General features: G+C 73.9%; 14 protein-coding genes and 2 pseudogenes. 2 read left to right on the plus strand and 14 right to left on the minus strand.

The window, feature by feature from the left end:
* Positions 1-29: 29 nt before the first annotated feature.
* Positions 30-1,754 (minus strand): annotated as a pseudogene (gene cobT, locus BS73_RS38685) (nicotinate-nucleotide--dimethylbenzimidazole phosphoribosyltransferase); the annotation flags it as partial.
* Here cobT and BS73_RS41095 point away from each other — a divergent pair.
* On the plus strand, positions 1,737-2,717 hold the full coding sequence (locus BS73_RS41095) for a hypothetical protein (protein ID WP_063836944.1): 981 nt from the start codon (positions 1,737-1,739) through the stop codon (positions 2,715-2,717). The pseudogene cobT and the gene BS73_RS41095 sit on opposite strands and share 18 nt — an antisense overlap.
* 507 nt (positions 2,718-3,224) lie before the next feature.
* On the opposite strand, the gene BS73_RS39340 is transcribed toward BS73_RS41095, so the two are convergent.
* The 8 genes and pseudogenes from BS73_RS39340 to BS73_RS08880 all read right to left on the minus strand — a co-directional run bounded on the left by BS73_RS39340 (position 3,225) and on the right by BS73_RS08880 (position 10,972).
* Positions 3,225-4,028 carry a hypothetical protein gene (locus BS73_RS39340; protein ID WP_051939720.1) on the minus strand — a complete coding sequence of 268 codons (804 nt, stop codon included), beginning with the start codon at positions 4,026-4,028 and terminating at the stop codon, positions 3,225-3,227.
* A gap of 306 nt (positions 4,029-4,334) precedes the next feature.
* Positions 4,335-5,570, minus strand: coding sequence for a precorrin-6y C5,15-methyltransferase (decarboxylating) subunit CbiE (gene cbiE / locus BS73_RS08855; RefSeq protein WP_051939721.1), 1,236 nt, complete (start codon positions 5,568-5,570; stop codon positions 4,335-4,337).
* Between the two features lie 171 nt (positions 5,571-5,741).
* Positions 5,742-6,392 (minus strand): GNAT family N-acetyltransferase, encoded by a 651-nt coding sequence (locus BS73_RS08860; protein WP_051939722.1) that lies wholly within the window; start codon positions 6,390-6,392, stop codon positions 5,742-5,744.
* Positions 6,393-6,581: 189 nt separating this feature from the next.
* Entirely contained in the window at positions 6,582-7,406 is an 825-nt protein-coding gene (locus tag BS73_RS39345; protein ID WP_037578792.1) for a MetQ/NlpA family ABC transporter substrate-binding protein, read from the minus strand.
* A gap of 105 nt (positions 7,407-7,511) precedes the next feature.
* Positions 7,512-8,165: pseudogene (locus BS73_RS39350) on the minus strand (methionine ABC transporter permease); the annotation flags it as partial.
* Positions 8,162-9,232 (minus strand): methionine ABC transporter ATP-binding protein, encoded by a 1,071-nt coding sequence (locus BS73_RS08870; protein ID WP_037570904.1) that lies wholly within the window; start codon positions 9,230-9,232, stop codon positions 8,162-8,164. The gene BS73_RS08870 and the pseudogene BS73_RS39350, both read right to left, overlap by 4 nt.
* Before the next feature lie 478 nt (positions 9,233-9,710).
* Positions 9,711-10,382 (minus strand): HAD-IA family hydrolase, encoded by a 672-nt coding sequence (locus BS73_RS08875; protein ID WP_037578794.1) that lies wholly within the window; start codon positions 10,380-10,382, stop codon positions 9,711-9,713.
* 59 nt (positions 10,383-10,441) lie between these two features.
* Positions 10,442-10,972 (minus strand): GNAT family N-acetyltransferase, encoded by a 531-nt coding sequence (locus tag BS73_RS08880; RefSeq protein ID WP_037570906.1) that lies wholly within the window; start codon positions 10,970-10,972, stop codon positions 10,442-10,444.
* A 307-nt stretch (positions 10,973-11,279) separates the two neighbouring features.
* Here BS73_RS08880 and BS73_RS08885 point away from each other — a divergent pair, with 307 nt between their 5' ends.
* A complete protein-coding gene (locus BS73_RS08885) occupies positions 11,280-12,023 on the plus strand; it encodes a lysophospholipid acyltransferase family protein (RefSeq protein ID WP_200886667.1) in 744 nt (247 codons plus the stop codon).
* Between the two features lie 201 nt (positions 12,024-12,224).
* On the opposite strand, the gene argH is transcribed toward BS73_RS08885, so the two are convergent.
* The 5 genes from argH to BS73_RS08910 all read right to left on the minus strand — a co-directional run bounded on the left by argH (position 12,225) and on the right by BS73_RS08910 (position 20,768).
* Entirely contained in the window at positions 12,225-13,661 is a 1,437-nt protein-coding gene (gene argH, locus BS73_RS08890) for an argininosuccinate lyase (RefSeq protein ID WP_037570909.1), read from the minus strand.
* A 97-nt stretch (positions 13,662-13,758) separates the two neighbouring features.
* Positions 13,759-14,496 carry a respiratory nitrate reductase subunit gamma gene (gene narI, locus BS73_RS08895; RefSeq protein WP_037570911.1) on the minus strand — a complete coding sequence of 246 codons (738 nt, stop codon included), beginning with the start codon at positions 14,494-14,496 and terminating at the stop codon, positions 13,759-13,761.
* Positions 14,493-15,314 (minus strand): nitrate reductase molybdenum cofactor assembly chaperone, encoded by an 822-nt coding sequence (gene narJ, locus BS73_RS34520; protein WP_051939723.1) that lies wholly within the window; start codon positions 15,312-15,314, stop codon positions 14,493-14,495. Before narJ ends, narI begins: the two co-directional genes overlap by 4 nt.
* Complete coding sequence (gene narH, locus BS73_RS08905; protein WP_084703911.1) at positions 15,311-17,071, minus strand: nitrate reductase subunit beta; 1,761 nt, start codon at positions 17,069-17,071, stop codon at positions 15,311-15,313. The genes narJ and narH overlap by 4 nt, the downstream gene beginning before the upstream one ends.
* Before the next feature lie 13 nt (positions 17,072-17,084).
* A complete protein-coding gene (locus BS73_RS08910) occupies positions 17,085-20,768 on the minus strand; it encodes a nitrate reductase subunit alpha (protein ID WP_037570912.1) in 3,684 nt (1,227 codons plus the stop codon).
* Positions 20,769-20,838: the final 70 nt, after the last annotated feature.

Raw genomic sequence — 20,838 nt, forward strand, 5'->3', positions numbered from 1 at the left:
GGTAAGGGTGTTGACGGAGGGTGGGAGGGTCAGTTCTTGTCGCCGATGCCGGTCGAGTCGAACGTCGCCACCTCGTGGATGGCCCGGGCGGCGGCCTGGACCACCGGGAGCGCGAGGAGGGCTCCGGTGCCCTCGCCGAGCCGGAGGTCCAGGTCGATCAGCGGGCGCAGGCCGAGCTTGGCCAGCGCGGCCTTGTGCCCCGGCTCCGCCGAGCGGTGCCCGGCGATGCAGGCGGCCAGCACCTCGGGGGCGATCGCCTTGGCGGCCAGCGCGGCGGCACCGCCGATCACCCCGTCCAGGATGACAGGGGTGCGCAGGCTGGCGGCGCCGAGGAGGAAGCCCACCGTGGCGGCGTGCTCCAGGCCGCCGACGGCGGCCAGCACCCCGATCGGGTCGGAGGGGTCCGGCTGGTGGAGGGCCAGCGCCTGCTGGATCACCGCGATCTTGTGGGCGTGGGTCTCGTCGTCGATACCGGTCCCGCGGCCGGTGATGACGGACGGCTCCTCACCCGTGAAGACGGAGATCAGCGCGGCGGCCGGGGTGGTGTTGGCGATTCCCATGTCGCCGGTGAGCAGCACCTTGTTGCCGGCCGTGACCAGGTCGCGGGCGGTCTCGATACCGACCTCGATGGCCTGCACCACCTCGTCCCTGGTCATCGCCGGGCCCTGGGTCATGTCGGCGGTGCCGGCCCGGACCTTGCGCGGCAGCAGGCCGGTGGCCTTGCCGTGGTTCAGCGGCTCGGGCAGCGGCGAGGCGACGCCCACGTCCACCACGCAGACCTCGGCACCGGTCTGGTTGGCGAAGGCGTTGACCACCGCTCCCCCGCCCAGGAAGTTCGCCACCATCTGGGCGGTGACCTCCTGCGGCCAGTGGGTGACGCCCTGGGCGTGGACGCCGTGGTCGCCGGCGAAGATCGCCACCGCGGCGGGCTCCGGGACCGGCGGGGGGCACTGCCGGGAGAGCCCGCAGAGCTGCGCGGAGATTATCTCCAGCATGCCGAGGGCGCCGGCCGGCTTGGTCATCCGCTTCTGCCGGTCCCAGGCCTCGCCGAGCGCCTTGGCGTCCAGCGGGCGGATGCCGCGCAGGGTCTCCTGGAGGACGCTGTGCGGCTCCTCGCCGGGGAGGACCCGGCGGCCGTAGGTCTCCTCGTGCACCACCCAGGAGAGCGGACGCTTCTTGGCCCAGCCGGCCTGCGCCAGCTCGGGCTCCTCGGGGAACTCGTCTACGTAGCCCAGGCAGAGGTAGGCGACGACCTCCAGATGCTCGGGCAGGCCGAGCTGCTCGACCATCTCGCGCTCGTCGAAGAAGCTGACCCAGCCGACGCCGAGGCCCTCGGCGCGGGCGGCGAGCCAGAGGTTCTCCACCGCGAGGGCGGCCGAGTACGGGGCCATCTGCGGCTGGGTGTGGCGGCCGAGGGTGTGCCGGCCGCCGCGGGTGCGGTCCGCGGTGACCACGATGTTCACCGGGGTGTCGAGGATGGCCTCGATCTTCAGCTCGCGGAACTGCTTGGCGCGGCCCTTGGGCAGCGAGTCGGCGAACTCCTGGCGCTGGCGCATCGCCAGCTCGTGCATCCGCCTGCGCTTCTTCGCGGAGCGGATCACCACGAAGTCCCAGGGCTGGGAGTAGCCCACGGAGGGCGCGGTGTGCGCCGACTCCAGGACCCGGAGCAGCACGTCGTGCGGGATCGGGTCGGGACGGAAGCCGTTGCGGATGTCGCGGCGCTCGCGCATCACGCGGTGGACGGCGTCCCGCAGGGGGGCGTCGAAGCCGGGGGCGGCGGCGCCGTCCTCACCCTCCTCCACCCCGCTGACGGCGGCGATCGCCTCGGCCGCGCCGATGCCCTCGGCGGCGGCCAGCGCCTCGACCTCGTGGACGGCGGAGTCGAGGGGGGTCTCGGCGGCGGGCGCGGGGGCGGGCTCGGCGGCCGGGGCGGGGGCTTCGGCGGCGGTTTCGGCAGGTGCTTCGGCGGCGGTGGCTTCGGGCGCCGCCGGCTCGGCGGGGCCTCGGCCGGGCCGGCGTGCCGGCCACGGGCGGGGGCCGGGGCCGGGGTCTCCGCCGGGGCCTGCGCCTGGGCCGGGATCGGCGCCGGCTCGGCGGCGGTGGGGGCGGAGGCGGCGGCCTCGGGCACGGCGGGGGTCGCCACAGACGTACCTTCCGGGGGTGTTGCGAGGTCAGCGGGGGCGACGGACTCGGCCACGGCCGGGGCGGGCTCGGGCTCGTCCGCCGCGGGTCGATCGAGGGGCGACGCCGCCTCGGCGGCCTCGGGCGCGAGCGGCGTACCGGCGGCCGGGGTCGCCTCCTGGGCGGCCGGGGCCTCAGCGGCGGGCACCGCGATCGGCGTGCCGTGCGCCGGGGTCGAGGCCTGGCCGGTGACGGTGGCGTCCGACGGGACCGGCACCTCGGCTGCGGGCTCCTCCGCTGCGGGGGCTCCGGCAGCCGCCTCCTCGGCCGGGGCGGTCGCGGTGGCGGTGGCCGTGCCGCTGGAGTCGACGACGATCGGACCGGCCGAAGGCGCGGGCGCCTCCTCGGCATCGGCCTTCGCGGTCTCGGCCTCGGCGGACTCGGCCTCCGCCGCAGCCGCCGGAGGGGCCTCCGGGACGGACTGCTGCGCGGGCGCCGGGGTCTCCTGCGCCGGCGCCTCCTCGGCAGTCGGCGGCTGCTCGGCGGTCGGCGGCTGCCCCTCGGGGGCGATCCGGAGGCTGGCCGTCGTGTCGTGACCGGCCGGGGCGGCGGCATCCTGCGCCGGAGGGTTCGTCAGAGCCCCCGTACCGGCGGCGGTCTGCAACGACTGGGCGGCCACCGCCTGCTGGAACTCGGGGGCCGGAGAGGCCAGGAACGCGGAGATCCGCGAGGGCGGGCCCTCAGGCGACTCGGCCGGCGCCGGCACCACCGGCTGGGCGGTCTGCGCGGGCTCCTCGGGCTCCGCAGGTCGCTCGGCCTGGTCGGCGTGCTCCGTCTGACCGGCCCGGTCCGCTGGTTGGACAACCGATTCGTCAGCCGGAGCCAGGTACTCCGGACCGGCCCCGGTGGCATTGTTCGGGTCGCTCTCGGTCCGCACGGTCTGCGTCCGGACGCTCGACGACTCGGCGGCCTGCTGCGGCTCGGCCTCCGCGGGCTGCGGACGGGCGGCGGCGGCCGCCCCGGTCGGCACGCCGTGCGGCGGGGTGGCGGGGCCGCGGTGGGGCCGCGGTCGGCCAGCGAGCGGACGGGCACCTGACCGGTCATCAGGGACGGGTCCGGGATGGGCGGACCGGCGTGCAGCGGACGGCGGGGGCCGCGGACGGTCGGCGAGGGCGACGCCCCGCGGGGCCCTGCGGGGGCGGAACCGGCGGCCAGGAGGGCGCGATCGGCTCATGGACGGTCTGCCCGGCGCTGTCCTCGGGCGCGACCTCCTCAGCCGTGACTTCCTCGGGCGTGACCTCCTCGGCCGTTCCGGCCTCCTCGGCTACGGCCTCGGCCGGGGCGCCCTCGGAGGCCCCCTCCGGAGCCTCGGGGACGCCGGGGGCGCCGGGGGGTGCGACGGGCGCCTCCGGAGCGGCGGCTGCGGCGACCGCGGCGCCGGACGCGTCGAATGCCGGGGAAGGAGAAGAAACGCCCGCGGCGTCCGCTTCGCCAGGAGTCGGAGTGCCCGGCTGCTCGGCGCCCGCCGGCGACCGCTCAGCGGACGCCTCCTCAGCAGGGGCCTCGGCCTCGGGAGTTGACGAGGGCCCGGCAGGCTCCGCCGGCGGCGGGACCAGAACCGGAGCCACCGGCTCCGCCGGGGCGGGCGCCTGCACCGGCGCCGGGTTCGACTGCAGCGCGGCCGCCGCGTCCGCCCAGGAGCTCTGCGGCCCCGGCATCAGCAGCTCGTCCTCGTCGCCGTCCTCGTCGTCCAGGAAGATAAACCCCGGGGCCTGCGCAGGAGCGGCCGGCTGTGCACCCTCCGCGGCGAGCGGGCCCGGGTGCACGCCGGGCTGCGCCGCCCGGTCGGCGAGCGGCTGCTCCGGCACTCCCCCGTTCCCGTTCGCTACGTGGCCGGTATCGCTCATGTCTCCAAGCTCCTTCCAGGGCCGCGTGAGCATCCCTGTAATTCGCAGCGGCGCGTGCTCAGGCACCGACGCCCTGCTCGCCACCGCGGTCTACTGGGCGTCGGCCTGCTTCTGTGAAAAACAACGACGCACCCGGGGCGTTCGGCACGATCGCCCCGGACGTACCGGCATTCTTCCGGCTAGGCAGGGCCGGTGGCCAACCCGCGGGGGCATCGGCGGTGTGGCCTCCGCCACCCCGTGCGCCCCACCTCTCCCCGTGGGCGAACCGAGACGTCACCCTACCCGGCGGGTACGACAAAGAGCGCGTCAGGGGCGCTCTCCCCAGAGGAGGAAGGCAGGTTGGGAGCCTGTCAGCAGACTGCCCGCGCGGCCGGGCGCGTCGCCCTGCACGAGCCCCGAGGACTGCAGCAGGACGCCGTCCATCCGGTAGCCGACTTCCCCGAACGCCCGGCGGGCCTCCTCGACTTCGGGTACCGTCCGCGGGACCACCACGACGCGTTCCGGCCGGCGCCCGAGGCAGGCCGGCAGGGCACGGGTGTCCCCGCGCAGCAGGACCACGTCCGGTTCGGGCAGTTCGCCCAGTACGCCCGGAAGTTGACCGGTCACCACCTCGGCCTCGACGCCGCCGCCCCGGGCCTCGGCGGTCAGTCGGGCGCAGGCCTCGGGATCCTCGTCGACCGCCACCACAGCGGCACCGAACCTCCCCAGTTCCACCGCAAGCGACTCGTCCGCCGGGCCGATGTCCCAGACCAGGTCGCCCAGCCGGGGTCCGAGCCGGGCCAGCGCGACCGCCCGCGCCTCCGCCGACAGGCCCTCGGCCCGGCCGTCCCCGGCGGCGGCCGGCGGCTGCGCCCAGCCCCGCCGGCCGGAGGGGAAGTCGACCGGCCGCCCGGCGAGCCAGCCGGAGACGGCGGTCGAGCCGCCCGCGGCCGCGGTCCGGCCGCCGCCGATCACCAGCACCACGTTGGGCTCCCGCCACAGGTGGTCGGCGACCCGGTCCGAGGTGAGGACGGTGACCTCCTCCTCGGGGGTGCCGAGGGCCTCGCAGACCACGAACGTGCGGTGGACGTCCCGCAGCATCAGCGCGAGCTCGGTGGGGCCGGCGCCGGGCGCCGTGAGCACGGCGACCTTGGAGTGGGAGCGGCAGACGTTGACGCAGCGGCGCAGGCCCCGCCCGTGCGCGCTGACCACCTGGGCGTCGTCCCAGGGCATCCCCACCCGGGCGAAGGCGGCGGCCACCGAGGAGACCGCCGGCAGCACCTCGAGTTCGAGCCCGTACTCGGGCCGGCGGAGGGTGCGGACCACGCCGAAGAACCCCGGGTCGCCCTCGGCCACCACCACGGCCGCGCCCCGGTGTTCGGCGATCCGCCGGGCGGCGAGCTCGGTGCTGCCGAGGGCGAACCGCTCGGCGCCCGCGGGCAGCGGGAGCTGCTGGAGGAGGTACTGGCCGGCCGCGACGAGGGTGGCCCCGTCCAGCGCGGCCCGCCCCGCCGTGGAGAGCGGCGAGCCGTCCCATCCGATCACCGTGACCCGGTCCGCCATGCGGTAGCTCTCCTCCGTCTTCGGCCGCGGGGTGCAGGCATGGACATTCGTACGGACCGTGGGGCCCGCGCGAGGACGAAGGCTACCGGCTGAGATCGAAGAGGCGAACGGGGGATCCGCGGACGGGGCGGCGGGCGGCTCCGCGGCAGGCTGGGCCGCCGGCCCCGGGGCTCACTCCCAGTGGGCGTACTCGCCCCGCTGCAGGCCGTCCCTGGGGTGGAGGCCGGAGGCGTCGGCCGGGTCCGCGGCGGCGAGGTCGTCGAGGTCCTCCGGGAGGAGGCTCCAGACGATCAGGTCGGTGCGCGAGGGGGCGCCGTCCGCGCGCACTATCCAGGCGCTGCGCAGCACGCCCTCGCTGATGCAGCCGAGTTTCTGCGCGACCTGCTGGGCGGCGGTGTCGCCGGCCGCCGTGCGGAACTCCAGGCGCTCGAACCCCTGGTCCTCGAAGAGCCACTGGGCGGTGCCGGCCAGCGCCTCGGCGGCGTAGCCCTCGCCGCGCGCCCAGGGGGCGGTCACCACCGATCCCTGGGCGGAGTGCAGCCGCCAGTCGGTGGCGAACACCCGCACCATGCCGACCAGCCGCTGGGTGAGGTGCTCGGTGACGGCGAGGACGATACCGCGGCCGGAGCGCCGCTCGGCGGGCGCTCCGTCGAGCACCCAGGCCCTGGCCTCCTCCTCGGTGTACGGCTGGGGGAGATCCGTCCAGGCGGCCACCGCCTCGTCGTTGAGCATGGCGGCCAGCGACGGGACGTCCTCTTCCTCGAAGTGACGCAGCAGCAGCCGGTCGGTGCTGATGGAGATCTCGGGGAAGGTGGAAGTCATACCGTCTCTCCTCGCCGGTCCGCTGAGGGAACGATCATGCGTCAACGGGCGTCGACTCGTCACCCCGGGGCCACCCCGTTCCGTCCCTCGGACCAATGCATCAGACCAGCATGCAGTATTCCCGGTGGGAAGACGCCACCGACCGGCGGCCCCGCTGGACGCGGGCCCGCCGGTCGGGGTGACGAATCGTCAGGCGGCCGGTACGACGGCGCCCTTGAAGGTCCGCCGGATGTACTCCTGGACCTGCTCGGACTGGAGGAGCTTGAGCAGCTTCCGCACCCGCGGGTCGTTCTGGTGCCCGTCCTTCACCGACAGGACGTTGGCGTACGGATTGCCCTTCGCGCTCTCCAGCAGGATCGAGTCCCGGTCCGGGTCGAGCCCGGCGTCCAGCGCGTAGTTGCCGTTGATGATCGCCGCGTCCACGTCGTCCAGCGAGCGCGGCAGCTGGGCCGCGTCCAGCTCCTTGAACTGGAGGCGCTTGGGGTTGCCGGTGATGTCCTGGACGGTGGCGCCGGTGCCGGCGCCGCTCTTCAGGGTGATCAGGCCGTCGTCGGCGAGCAGCTTGAGGGCGCGGCCCTCGTCGGTGGCGTCGTCGGGCACCGCGATGGTGGCTCCGGCGCCCAGCTGAGCGGTCTTCTTCACCTTGTGCGAGTAGAGGCCGAGCGGCTCCAGGTGCACCGGCCCGACCGAGACGATGTGGGTGCCGTGCGTCTTGTCGAAGTCGTCCATATAGGGCACGTGCTGGAAGTAGTTGGCGTCGGCCGAGCCGTCCTCGACGGCGGTGTCCGGCGTGACGTAGTCGTCCACCACCTCGATCCGCAGCTTGAGGCCGGCCTTGGCGGCCAGGTTCTTCCGCACGTACTCCAGGATCTGGGCGTGCGGCACCGGGCTCGCCACCACGGTCAGCGGGGCGTCGGCGGCGGCCGCGGAACCGCCGGAGGAGGCCGGGCCGCCGACCCCCCAGGCGACCCCGCCGGCCACGACCGCGGCCGCGGCCACCGCAGCGGTGGCCACCCTTACCGGGCGCCGGGCGAAGAGCGGCCCGAAGGCGCGTCCCAGCGCCCGGCCCAGCCGGCGGCCGAGGGCGCTGCGGTGCTCGGCGCCGCCGCGGTGGTCGAGTGCCCTCGCCAGCCCGTCGCCGACCAGCTGGACGAGGGTGACCAGCACGACCAGCTCGACCACGATGACGACCATGAAGCGGGTGTCGAACCGCATGTAGCCGTTGGTGATCGCCAGCGAGCCGAGCCCGCCGCCGCCCACCGTGCCGGCCATCGCCGAGTAGCCGATCAGCGCGATCACCGTGGTGGTGAGCCCCGCGACAAGCGAGGGGAGGGACTCCGGCAGCAGGGCCTTGCGGACCACCGTCCAGGTGCCGCCGCCCATCGCGTGGACGGCCTCCACCAGCCCGCCGTCCACCTCGCGGACGGCACTCTCCACCAGCCGGGCGAAGAACGGGATGCCGCCGATCGCCAGGGGCACCGCGGCCGCCTGCCAGCCCAGCGAGGTGCCCACCACCCAGCGGGTGAACGGGATCAGAGCCACCATCAGGATCACGAAGGGCAGCGACCGGCCGATGTTGACCAGCGCCGACAGCGCCTTGTTGAGCACTGCCGCCGACGGGCCGCCGCGCAGCAGGCCACCGCGGTCGGTGAGCACCAGCAGCACCCCGGCCGGGAGCCCGACCGCCACGGTGACCAGTGCGGCTATGCCGACCATCCCCAGCGTCTGCCAGGTCCCGTAGGGCAGTTGGGACCAGATATCCGACCAGCTCATGCCGCGCTCCCCCGGTTCTCTCCGGCGCCGGACCCGTCGCCCGGAGCGACGACGTCGACCTGCAGTCCGCGCTCGCGCAGGTAGCCGAGCGGGACGACGTTGTCCTGGTAGCCGCCGGGCAGCCGCACCCGCATCCGGCCCACCTGGCGGCCGCCGATGGTCTCCACCGCGGCGCCGAGGATGTTGATGTCCACGTGGTAGGTGCGGGCGAGCTGGGAGATGAACGGCTGGGCGCTGCTGTCCCCCTGGAAGGTGATCTCGACGACGGTTCCGTCAGCCCCGGCGTCCGCCCCGGCGCCCGGCCCGGACCCGTCGGCGCCGTCCGCCTCGCCGAGCGGGAAGAGCTCGCGGGCGAGCGCCGAGCCGGGCGAGGCCAGGAGGTCGTCCAGGCGGCCGGACTCCGCGATCCGCCCGCCGGTCATCAGCGCGGCCGAGTCGCAGACCGTGCGGATGACCTCCATCTCGTGGGTGATCAGCAGCACGGTGAGGCCCAGCTGCCGGTTGAGGTCGCGGAGCAGTCGCAGTACCGAGCGGGTGGTCTCCGGGTCGAGAGCCGAGGTGGCCTCGTCGGAGAGCAGTACCTTGGGGTCGCCGGCCAGCGCGCGGGCGATGCCCACCCGCTGCTTCTGGCCTCCGGAGAGCTGCGCCGGGTAGGCGGCGCCCTTGGCGTCCAGGCCGACCAGGTCGAGCAGCTCCTCGGCCCTGCGGCGGCGGTCCCGGCGGTCCAACCCGATGATCTCCAGCGGGAGTTCGACGTTCTCCCGGACGGTCCGGTTGGCCAGCAGGTTGAAGTGCTGGAAGACCATGCCGATGGAGCGGCGGGCCTCGCGCAGCTCCCGGCCGCCCGGGGGCAGCGCGGTGAGCTCCCGCCCGTCGACGGTGACCGTGCCGGAGGTGGGCCGCTCCAGGAGGTTGACGGCGCGGATGAGGGTGGACTTGCCGGCGCCGCTGGTACCGACGACGCCGTACACCTCGCCCTCGCGGACATGGAGGTCGACACCGTCGAGGGCGACCGTCTCGCGGCCGCCGGAGCGGTAGACCTTTCTCAGCTCTGTGGTGGTGATCACGGGATTTCCAGGGTTCGGCCGCGGGTCGGCGACAGGCCGGCGGCGCGGTCAGCGGATTTCGCGGAAGGGACAGCGGGCACAAGGCTGCTGACGATTCGTCAGCGGCCGGTGGGCACGTGTCGGGGGCGCTTCGCTGTCCGGGACAGCGCGCGGGCTGCGAGCGCAGCGGGGATCGCGGTGGAACGCGATCGGAGATCTCGCTTCGGGGGCGCGAGGTGCCGGAGGCCGGGGGCCCTCAGCAGGCACACATTCGCGCGCGGGGTGCCGTGCGGCACATGCCACGACCACCGCCCGGCAGAGCGCCGGTCAGCTGGGAGGTCGTGGTCGCAGTCATGGGCCCCAGTAAACCAGAGCGTCCCCGGTGATCCCAAAACGCGCCCGAAGTCCGTTCCGTCCCTCGGCGATCAGCCGGGGTCACCCGGCGGTCATCCGGGGTCACCCGGCGGTCAGCGGCGCATCCCCGGCGATCAGCCGGCGCTCACTCGGCGATGTGGACCAGCAGGGCGCCGGAGGGCTGGGGGACGACGCGCAGCCAGGCGAGGCTGTCGAGGATCGCCTCCGGCCCGTGCTCGGCGAGCTCCGCCGCGCGGTGGGTGGTGGTGAGCGCCACACTGCGCATCCCGGCGGCCCGGGCGGCGGCGAGGCCCGCCGGGGCGTCCTCCAGGACCAGGCAGCGGGCCGGGTCCGCGCCGAGCTTCTCGGCTCCGCGCAGGAAGGGCTCCGGGTCCGGCTTGCCCCGGGTGATGTCGTCCGCGCTGATCAGCAGGGACGGGCGGATGCCGGTGACCTCCAGACGGGCGGCGGCGAGCCGGCCGGTGGCCGAGGTCACCACCGCCCAGCGGTCGGCGGGCAGCGAGGTGAGGAGTTCGAGGCTGCCGGGCAGCGGGACCGTGCCGGCGGTGTCCGCGCACTCCAGGTCCTCGATGCGGCGCAGCGCGCGCTCGGCCCCGCCGTCGGCCAGCCGCTCGGCGGGGAGGGCGTCCGCGATGATCTCGGCGGCCGGGCGGCCGTGCTGGAGGATCCCGGCGGCCGCCTCCTCGCCGAGTCCGTACTCGGCCGCCCAGGTCCGCCAGCAGCGGCGGACCGAGGGCGTCGAGTCGATCAGGGTGCCGTCCATGTCGAAGAGCAGCGCATCGGCCGATATGTCCATGATCATGGAGCCTATCGGCCGGGAGCTCACCGACGCGAACGAGTGGGCCGGGCCACGGGTCAGGCGACCACCGCCGTGGCCGGGGCGGCGGCCGGCTTCTCCAGCACCACGAAGGTGATCTTCGGGGTGGCCTCCGCCGTCTCCACCCCGGTCTGGGCGTAGCCGAGCTTGCGGTAGAGCCGGATGTTCCCGAGGCTCCGCTCGCCGGTGAACAGCCGGAACGCGCGCGGCGAGGGGTTGCCCGGGGTCGGGGTCGCCAGCTGCTCCTCGATCGCCCGCAGCAGCCGGCCGCCGAGGCCGTGCCGGCGCAGGCGGGGGTGGACCACCAGGCGCTCGATGTGCGCCACCCCGTCCGCGTCGGTCCAGCCGCACACGGCGCCGACGACCTCCTCGCCGAGCCGGGCCACCACGGTCCGCCGGTTGGCGAGCCGGGCGCGGAGCGCGCCGAGGGTCTCGGTGAGCGGGTCGATCGACCAGTCCGCGTAGGTCTCGGCCTCGCTCTGGTAGCAGAGGTACTGCAGTTTGAGGAGCTGCTCGGCATCCGTGTCGGTGAGGGCGCCGGGGGTGCTGAGGGTCACGCTCATGCCCATCTGCGCATGCCTCCCTGGGTGTGCGCGCGGCGCGCGGAGCGCGACGGCGGCTGAGGGTTGAGGGTGATTCACCCTTTACCCGTACTTTCCGCGGTCGCAACCTCGTAGGGGTCGAACGTGCTCGGAGTCACGCCCCGAACGGCCCTCGCGCGGGCCGTTCGGCCGGGCGGCACAATGGAGATGACGGGGTGTCATCCGTTTGCGCGACAGCTCTGTGACGAAGGACGGCGGACCGTAACGAATCCCACGTCCTTCGCAGGGTTCCGGTGTCACACCCCGCCGCTAGTATCCGAGTCCCCGGGGCGACATGGCGAAGCCGGATCGGAGGCACCCCGTGTTCTACTGGCTGCTCAAACGCATCCTCATCGGCCCACCGGTGCGCCTGCTCTACCGGCCCCGGGTGAGCGGACGGGAGAACGTGCCGAGCGTGGGCCCGGTGATCCTGGCGCCCAACCACCTCTCCTTCTGCGACTCCATCTTCGTCCCGCTGCTGTCGCCGCGTAAGGCGCACTTCATGGCGAAGGACGAGTACTTCACGGGCAAGGGCGTCAAGGGCCGGCTGATGCGGGCGTTCTTCTCCGGCGTCGGCGCCGTCCCGGTGGACCGCAGCGGCGGGCGGGCGGCGCAGGCCGCGATCGACACCGGGCTGGGCGTGCTGCGGCGGGGCGAGGTCTTCTCGCTCTACCCGGAGGGCACGCGTTCGCCGGACGGGCGGCTGTACCGCGGGCGGACCGGGGTGGCCCGGCTGGCGCTGCTGAGCGGAGCCCCCGTGATACCGGTCGGCGTGATCGGCACGACCGAGGTGCAGGCGGCGGACGAGATGCGGTGGCATCTGGGGGCGCGGCCGGAGATCAGGTTCGGCGAGCCGCTGGACTTCTCCCGCTACGAGGGGATGGAGAACGACCGGTACGTCCTGCGGGCGATCACGGACGAGGTCGTCGCGGCGATCCTGGCCCTCTCGGGCCAGGAGTACGTCGACATGTACGCCACCAAGGCGAAGGCGCTGGCGGCCTCCGGCGGAGAACCGCGCGAGCTGCGGGACGCCGCGTAGCGGCGGTCCCGCCGCCCAGGAGGCAGCGCCGCAGGCGCACCTCAGGGGCGCGGGGAACTGCACGGCCGGGCGGCTACGGCGCCGCACCCGGCAACGGAGTTCGGGTCGCAAGCCGGTCGCCGTTGCCGACTGCGGCGCCATAGCCGCCCGGCCGCGCAGTTCCCCGCGCCCCTTGATCCGCTACGCGAATCGCGGGGTGGCCTACGCCGCGAGCCACTCGCGCTGGCGGGCGAGATCGGCGGCGACCTCGGTCAGCTGGCGGGCCACCGCCGCCGGCGCCGTGCCGCCCCGCCCGTCGCGGGACGCGATCGCGCCCTCCACGGTGAGGACGGACCGCACCTCCGGCGTCAGCAGCGGCGAGATCTCGGCGAACTGAGCGTCCGTCAGGTCGGACAGCTCAAGCCCCCGGGGCTCGCAGAACTTCACGCACGCCCCCGCGACCTCGTGCGCCACCCGGAACGGCGTCCCCTGCCTCACCAGCCACTCGGCGATGTCGGTGGCCAGCGAGAAGCCCGCCGGCGCGAGCTCGGCCATCCGCTCCTCGTGCACCGTCAGCGTCGCCATCATCCCGATGAAGGCCGGCAGCAGCACCTCAAGGGTGTCGACGGAGTCGAAGACCGGCTCCTTGTCCTCCTGGAGGTCACGGTTGTACGCCAGCGGCAGCGCCTTCAGCGTGGCCAGCAGCCCGGTCAGATTGCCGATCAGCCGTCCCGACTTGCCGCGCGCCAGCTCCGCGATGTCCGGGTTCTTCTTCTGCGGCATGATCGACGAGCCCGTGGAGAACGCGTCGTGCAGCGTGATGAAGCCGAACTCCTTGGTGTTCCAGAGGATGATCTCCTCCGCGATCCGGGAGAGGTCGATCCCGATCATCGCGGTGACGAAGGCGAACTCGGCCACGTAGTCCCGGGCCGCCGTCCCGTCGATCGAGTTGCCGGAGGAGCCGCGCTCGAAGCCCAGCTCGGCCGCGACCGCCTCCGGGTCCAGCCCCAGCGAGGAACCGGCCAGCGCGCCCGAGCCGTACGGCGAGACGGCCGTCCGCTCGTCCCACTGGCGCAGCCGCTCCGCGTCCCGCCCCAGCGCGGCCACGTGCGCCAGCATGTGGTGGGCGAAGAGCACCGGCTGCGCGTGCTGGAGGTGGGTGCGTCCCGGCATGGCCGCCTTCGGGTGCGCCTCGGCCAGGCCGACCAGCGCCTCCTGGAGCTCCAGCAGCAGCCGGCCGACGGTCCGCCCGTGGTCGCGCAGGTACATCCGGCCCAGGGTGGCGATCTGGTCGTTCCGCGAACGCCCGGCGCGCAGCTTTCCGCCGAGCTCCGGGCCGAGCCGCTCCAGCAGCCCGCGCTCCAGCGCGGTGTGGACGTCCTCGTCGGCGACCGTGCCCACGAAGTCGCCGGACTCCACGTCGGCCAGCAGCCGGTCGAGACCGGCCAGCATCCGCTCCAGCTCCTCGTCGGTGAGCAGCCCGGCCTTGTGGAGCACCCTGGCGTGGGCGCGGGAGCCCGCGATGTCGTAGGGCGCCAGCCGCCAGTCGAAGTGCACCGAGGCCGAGAGGGCGGCGAGCGCCTCCGACGGCCCGTCGGCGAAGCGGCCGCCCCAGAGGCGGACGTCACCGGCGGCATGGGACTTCTGCGGGGTGCTCACCTTGCTGCTCCTCACGGTGCACGGGTACGGCGGGAACCGATGAGGCATAAGTATGCAGCATGCCGTATTAATTTCAAACCCGGTTCCCGCCGGCCGCTCAGCGGGCCGGGCCGACCGGCTCCCACCCCCGGCGCGGCGGCCGCTCCTCCTCCCCCAGCGGCCTCCGGCTCCGGTACACCAGGTAGGGGCGGAAGAGGTACTGCACCGGCACCGCGAAGGCGTGGACGAGGCGGGTGTACGGGAAGACGCCGATCAGCAGCAGGCCGATGCCGACGTGCCAGCGGTAGATCGCCGGGGCGCTGCCCATCAGCCCCAGCTTGGGCTGGAGGTAGAAGAGCGAGCGGAACCACGGCGAGACCACCACCCGGTAGTCGTAGCCGCCCACCGCCCAGTTCCACAGCGTGGCGCTCAGTCCCAGCGCCAGCGAGCCGGCCAGCACCACGTACATCGCCTTGTCGTTCCTGGTGGTGGCCAGGAAGACCGGGCCGGTGGTCCGGCGCCGGTAGAGCAGCAGCGCGAGACCGCCGAGCGCGGCGAGCCCGGCGGGCACGCCGAGGGCGATCGCCAGCACGTGGTAGCCGAACTCGGTCAGCCCGCACCACCGGGTCCAGGACTCCGGAACGAGCAGCCCGAGGAGGTGCCCGGCGATCACGCCGAGGAAGCCGTAGTGGAAGATCGGGCTGGCGTAGCGCAGCAGCCGCCGCTCGTAGAGCTCCGAGGAGCGGGTGGTCCAGCCGAACTTGTCGTACTTATGCCGCCAGGCGGTCCCGGCGATCAGCGAGATCAGCGCCAGATACGGCAGCACGGCCCAGAGGAGGATGTTGGGAAAGGTCACGGCCTCGGCCCTCCGAGGGGAGCGGCGGTCACAGGGGTCTGGCGAGCCTCCGCCGGCACCGTCGCCAGCAGGGCGTCCAGCAGCCGGGCGTACGGTGTACGGGCCCGGTGGAGCGCGGCGGTGAGCTCGCGCAGGGCGCGGTGGTGCTCGGCGAGGAGGCGCACCCCTGCCTCGGGGTGGGCGGCGGCGAACTCCAGGACCACGGGCAGGAAGTCCGGCAGTTCCCCGTCCTCCCGCTGGACGAGGCCGTAGGCGCGGTAGAGCTGCCGGAAGCGGACCAGCCCCGCCCCGCGCCGGCGGGTGTCGCCGTCGGTCCACCAGCTGAGGTGGAGCGAGTGGCGGTTGCGGCGGTCGAAGACGGCCACGTAGTGCTCGGCCAGGGCATAGTCGTCCTCCCCGGCCAGGTGGTCGAGGAACTCCGCCAGTGCGACGGCGACCCCGGGCGGCCCGGCGGCCAGGCCGTCGACCAATGCGCGGGCGGCGGGGATCCGCTCCCGGAGCGACTCGTCCGGGTAGCGCAGCGCCCAGCCGATCACGCACCAGGCGAGCCGGGTCGCCTCGCTCGGCGGTGCCTCGCCCCGGGCCCGCAGCAGCAGCCGGCGCAGTCCGCGGGCTGGGGCGACGAGGCGCGCCCCACGGGCGCCGGTCGGCGGGCCGCCCGACGGGTCTCCTGCCACCGGAACACCCGCCTCCGGTTCCCCCGCCAGCGGTCCCGCCGCCGCCCGCTCCATCGCCTCCGGCTCGCCGTCGCCGCCGAGGGCGCCGTAGCCGCTCAGCGCCGTTCCCCAGTCGCCGCCGCCCCGCTGACGATCCGTCATCGAGACGCCCCCGTTCCCGAGCCGCCGGCCCCTGCCGCAGGCCCGGTCCCGTCGTCGGTTCGGGTGGCACCGTCGGGGCCGGCCGCCCCCCGCTGGCCGGGCGCGGGGGCGCGTTCCGGGAAGAGCCCCGGCGGGCGCCCGTTCCCGTCCCAGTTCAGCAGGTTGACCCGGCGGCCGGCGCCGGCCGGCGCGTCCGCCGTCTGCCGGTCCTTGAGGACGTGGAAGTTCTCCACCGCGGCCGGCGTCGGCGTGCCGGAGGCCTCGCCGAAGGGGCCGCCGGCCATTCCGGGGCCGCCCTCGTAGTCCAGGCTGCAGCCGCCGATCGCGGACTCCTCCAGCGAGGCGGCCTCCTGCGCGGCCGCCGTCGGGATCACGTACCGGTCCTCGTACTTGGCGACGGCGAGCAGCCGGAACATCGCCTCGATCTCCTCCGGCTCCATCCCCACCGAGTCGGCGATCGAGGGGTCCGGCTCCTGGCCGAGGTTGATCGCCCGCATGAAGGACCGCATGGCCGCGAGCCGCTCCAGCACCCCGCGCACCGGCTCCGGGTCCCCCGCGGTGAACAGCTCGGCCAGGTACTCGACGGGGATCCGCAGCGCGTCGATGGCACGGAAGAGGTTCCGGTGGTCCTCGCCGTCGTGCCCGGTCCTGGCCAGCGCCTCGACGACCGGCGAGAGCGGCGGGATGTACCAGACCATCGGCATGGTCCGGTACTCCGGATGCAGCGGCAGGGCGACCCGGTGCCGGAGGATCAGGTCCTTGACCGGGGAGCGCCGGGCGGCCTCGATCCACTCGTGGGCGATCCCGGCCCGCTCCGCCTCCCTCCGCACCCGCGGGTCCTCCGGGTCGAGGAAGACCTCCAACTGCGCCTGGTAGAGCCGCTTCTCGTCCTGGACACTGGCCGCCCGGGCGACCGCCTCCTCGTCGTAGAGCATCACGCCGAGGTAGCGCAGCCGCCCGACGCAGGTCTCCGAGCAGACCGTGGGCAGCCCGACCTCGACCCGCGGGTAGCACATGGTGCACTTCTCCGCCTTGCCGGTGCGGTGGTTGAAGTACACCTTCTTGTACGGGCAGCCGGTGACGCACATCCGCCAGCCGCGGCAGTGGTCCTGGTCCACCAGGACGATGCCGTCCTCGGCCCGCTTGTACATCGCCCCGGACGGGCAGCTGGCCACGCAGGACGGGTTGAGGCAGTGCTCGCAGATCCTCGGCAGGTAGAACATGAAGGTCTGCTCGAACCGGCCGGCGATCTCCTTGCCGAGCTCGTCCCTCAACTTCGCGGCCAGCACGTCCTTCTGGGCGTGCTCGGGCATCCCGCCGAGGTTGTCGTCCCAGTTGGCGCTCCAGGTGATCTCGGTCGGCTTGCCGGTGATCAGCGACCGCGGCCGGGCGGTCGGGAAGTCGTCCCCGGCCGGGGCCTCGGTGAGGTCGGAGTAGTCGTAGGTCCAGGGCTCGTAGTAGTCCTGGATGGTGGGGAGGACGGGGTTGGAGAAGATGGTGGAGAGCTTGCGGATCCGGCCGCCGGCCTTGAGCCTGAGCCGGCCGCGCCTGTTCAGCTCCCAGCCGCCGCGCCACTGCTCCTGGTCCTCGTAGCGGCGCGGATAGCCCTGGCCGGGGCGGGTCTCGACGTTGTTGAACCAGGCGTACTCGACCCCGGCGCGGTTGGTCCAGGTCTGCTTGCAGGTGACCGAGCAGGTGTGGCAGCCGATGCACTTGTCCAGGTTCATCACCATGGCGATCTGCGCCATGACCTTCATTCGTCGCCCTCCATCAGTAGCGGACCGCCTGCGTGCGGCGGCGGATCACGGTGACCTCGTCGCGCTGGTTGCCGGTCGGGCCGAGGTAGTTGAAGGCCCAGCTCAACTGCCCGTAGCCGCCGATCAGATGGCTCGGCTTGAGCAGCAGCCGGGTGAGCGAGTTGTGGATCCCCCCGCGCTTCCCGGTGGTCTCCGACTTGGGCACGCCGACCGTCCGGTCCTGGGCGTGGTGCATGTAGACGGTGCCGGCCGGCATCCGCTGCGAGACCACCGCCCGGGCGGAGACCGCGCCGTTCCGGTTGACCGCCTCCACCCAGTCGTTGTCGGCGACCCCGATCGCCTCGGCGTCCTGCGGGGACATCCAGATGGTCTGGCCGCCGCGGGAGAGCGAGAGCATGAAGAGGTTGTCCTGGTACTCGGAGTGGATCGACCACTTGTTGTGCGGGGTGAGGTAGCGGACCGTCACCTCCCGCTGGCCGTCCGGGCCGAGCCTGGGCTCGCCGAAGAGCCGGTGGATGTCCAGCGGCGGCCGGTAGACCGGCAGCGCCTCGCCCAGCTCGTGCATCCAGTCGTGGTCCACGAAGAAGTGCTGACGGCCCGTCAGGGTGTGCCAGGGCTTGAGGTGTTCGGTGTTCTGGGTGAACGCGGTGTAGCGGCGGCCGCCGGCCTCGCTGCCGGACCACTCCGGACTGGTGATCACCGGCACCGGCCGGGCCACCGTGTCCGCGTACGAGACCCGCTTGCCCTCGTGCTCGGCGGCCAGGTGCACCATGTCCACCCCGGTCCGCTCGCGCTGGGTCTCGAAGCCCTGCACGGCGAGCCGGCCGTTGGTGGTCCCGGCCAGCGCCAGGATGGTGTCGCACCACTTCACCGCGGTGTCCAGGGCCGGCCGCCCCTGCGCCGGACCGGCGGTCACCGTCCCGTTCTTCTTGCGCAGATAGCCGACCTCCTCGTCGGGCCGCAGCGCGATGCCCTTGGCGGGCAGTCCGAGCTTCTCCACCAGCGGGCCGAGGGCCGCCATCTTGGCCGCCACCGCCGGGTAGTCGCGCTCGACGACGGTCAGCGCCGGCATCGTCTTCCCGGGCACGGGCGGGCACTGGCCGAGCTTCCAGTCCAGCGCCCTCCCGCCCGGCTGGGCGGTCTCGGCGGGGGTGTCGTGCTGCAGCGGCGAGGCCACCAGGTCCTGCCGGACGCCGAGGTGGGTGCGGGCGAACTCGCTGAACCGGCGGGCCAGTCCGTGGAAGTAGTCGAAGTCCGAACGGGCCTGCCAGGGCGGGTCGACCGCCGGGGAGAAGGCGTGGACGTACGGGTGCATGTCGGTGCTGGAGAGGTCGTTCTTCTCGTACCAGGTGGCGGCCGGGAAGACGACGTCCGACATCAGGGTGGTGGAGGTCATCCGGAAGTCCACCGAGACCAGCAGGTCGAGCTTGCCCTCGGGGGCCTCCGGCCGCCAGCGGACGTCCCTCGGCCGCAGCTCCTCCGGGGTCTCCCGGGCCGTCACCGCGCTCTCGGTGCCCAGCAGATGGCGCTGGAAGTACTCGGCGCCCTTGGCGGAGGAGCCCAGCAGATTGGCCCGCCAGCAGGTGAGCACCCGCGGCCAGTTCTCCGACGCGTCCGGGTCCTCGCCGGCGAACCCCAGCCGTCCAGCGGCGAGTTCGCCGACCACATGGCCGCCCGGGTTCTCCCTGGAGGCGGCCAGCGCCTCGTCGGCGAGGTCCAGCGGGTTGCGGTCGAAGGTCGGGTAGGAGGGCATCCAGCCCATCCGGGTGGCCTGGGCCAGCACGTCCGCGGCGGCCATCCCGGACCAGCGGCCGCTGCCGAGCGCCCCGGCCAGGGCGTCCGCGGAGAACTGGTCGTAGCGCCACTGGTCGGTGTGGAGGAACCAGTAGCCGGTGCCGATCGCCTGGCGCGGCGGGCGGGACCAGTCCAGGGCGGCGGCCAGGGTGGCCCAGCCGGTCACCGGACGGCACTTCTCCTGGCCGACGTAGTGCGCCCAGCCGCCCCCGTTGCGGCCCTGGCAGCCGGTGAGCTGGAGGAGGGCGAGGAAGGTGCGGTAGATGGTCTCGGAGTGGAACCAGTGGTTGGTGCCGGCGCCCATCAGGATCATGCAGCGGCCCCGCGACTTCTCCGCGGTCTCCGCGAACTCCTGGGCCACCCGCACCACCTGGGCCGCCGGCACCGAGGTGATGGCCTCCTGCCAGGCGGGCGTTCCGGGCTGCCGCGGATCGAGGTAGCCGGTCGGCCATTCGCCCGGCAGGCCCTCCCGGCCCACCCCGTACTGGGCGAGCAGCAGGTCGAAGACGGTGGTCACCAGCGGTCCGCCAGGGGTCACCCGGCGGGCCGGCACCCCCCGGCGGAGGACCGCGCCGGAGCCGTCCGCCGAGTCGAAGCGGTTGAGCAGCACCTCGGCGGGTTCCGCGCCGGGAGCGCCGTGGAGGCTCAACCTCGGTGCCACATCGCCGAGTTCGAGGTTCCAGTTGCCCTTGCCCGTCTCCGTCCAGCGGAAGCCGAGTGAGCCGTTGGGCACCACCGGGCGGCCGGTCCGCTCGTCCAGCAGCACGGTCTTCCAGTCCGCGCCCTCCGCCGAGGCGTCGGGTCCGCCGAGGTCGGTGGCCCGCAGGAATTTCCCGGCGGTGAAGCCGCCGCCCTCCCGCGGTTCCAGGGTGACCAGGAAGGGCAGGTCGGTGTAGCGCTTCACATAGTCCTGGAAGAAGGGGACCTGGCGCTCCGTGAAGAACTCCCGCAGGATGACGTGGCCCATCGCCATGGCCAGCGCCGCGTCCGTGCCGGGGTGGGGGTGCATCCACTCGTCGGCGAACTTGGTGTTGTCCGCGTAGTCCGGGGAGACCGCCACCACCTTCTGGCCGCGGTAGCGCGCCTCGGCCATCCAGTGGGCGTCCGGGGTCCGGGTGACCGGGACGTTGGACCCCCACATCATCAGGTAGGCCGCGTCCCACCAGTCCCCCGACTCGGGGACGTCCGTCTGGTCGCCGAAGACCTGCGGGGAGGCCACCGGCAGGTCGGCGTACCAGTCGTAGAAGGACAGCATGGAGCCGCCGATCAGCGACATGAACCGGGCCCCGGCCGCGTGCGAGACCATCGACATCGCGGGGATCGGCGAGAAGCCGGCGATCCGGTCCGGGCCCCAGCGCTTGATGGTGTGGACGTGCGCGGCCGCCGCGATGTCCAGCGCCTCGTCCCAACTCGCCCGCACCAGGCCGCCCTTGCCGCGGGTCCGCTGGTAGGAGCGGCGGCGCTGCGGATCCTCCTGGATCTCCGCCCAGGCCTCCACGGCGTCCCCGCCGTGGCGCCGCCGGGCCTCCCGGAACATCCGCAGCAGCTCGCCGCGGACGTACGGGTAGCGGACCCGGGTCGGCGAGTAGGTGTACCAGGAGAAGGCGGCCCCGCGCGGGCAGCCGCGCGGCTCGTACTCGGGCCGGTCCGGGCCGACCGAGGGGTAGTCGGTCTCCTGGGTCTCCCAGGTGATGATCCCGTCCTTGACGTAGACCTTCCAGCGGCAGGAGCCGGTGCAGTTCACCCCGTGGGTGGAGTTCACGACCTTGTCGTGGCTCCACCGGTCCCGGTAGAAGACGTCGCCCTCGCGGCCGCCCTGCCGGAACAGCGCCCGGAGGTCGGGCGCGGTCCGCGTCCCCGACCGGCGGAAGGCCGAGCCCAGCTTCAGCAGGGCGTCCTCCACCGGGCCGTCTGTGGCCGGGCCTGGCGCTCCGCCCGCCGCCGCTCCGCCCGCCGCCGCTTCCCCCACCGCC

Source organism: Phaeacidiphilus oryzae TH49 (genome assembly GCF_000744815.1).
GTDB classification, from domain to species: domain Bacteria; phylum Actinomycetota; class Actinomycetes; order Streptomycetales; family Streptomycetaceae; genus Phaeacidiphilus; species Phaeacidiphilus oryzae.

What these genes read in the sequence shown, in the direction of transcription:
- BS73_RS39340 (WP_051939720.1), bottom strand. Translation starts at nt 4,028, where the DNA reads ATGAGCGATACCGGCCACGTAGCGAACGGGAACGGGGGAGTGCCGGAG.
- cbiE (WP_051939721.1), bottom strand. Translation starts at nt 5,570, where the DNA reads ATGGCGGACCGGGTCACGGTGATCGGATGGGACGGCTCGCCGCTCTCC.
- BS73_RS08860 (WP_051939722.1), bottom strand. Translation starts at nt 6,392, where the DNA reads ATGACTTCCACCTTCCCCGAGATCTCCATCAGCACCGACCGGCTGCTG.
- BS73_RS08875 (WP_037578794.1), bottom strand. Translation starts at nt 10,382, where the DNA reads ATGGACATATCGGCCGATGCGCTGCTCTTCGACATGGACGGCACCCTG.
- BS73_RS08880 (WP_037570906.1), bottom strand. Translation starts at nt 10,972, where the DNA reads ATGGGCATGAGCGTGACCCTCAGCACCCCCGGCGCCCTCACCGACACG.
- BS73_RS08885 (WP_200886667.1), top strand. Translation starts at nt 11,280, where the DNA reads ATGGCGAAGCCGGATCGGAGGCACCCCGTGTTCTACTGGCTGCTCAAA.
- narJ (WP_051939723.1), bottom strand. Translation starts at nt 15,314, where the DNA reads ATGACGGATCGTCAGCGGGGCGGCGGCGACTGGGGAACGGCGCTGAGC.
- narH (WP_084703911.1), bottom strand. Translation starts at nt 17,071, where the DNA reads ATGAAGGTCATGGCGCAGATCGCCATGGTGATGAACCTGGACAAGTGC.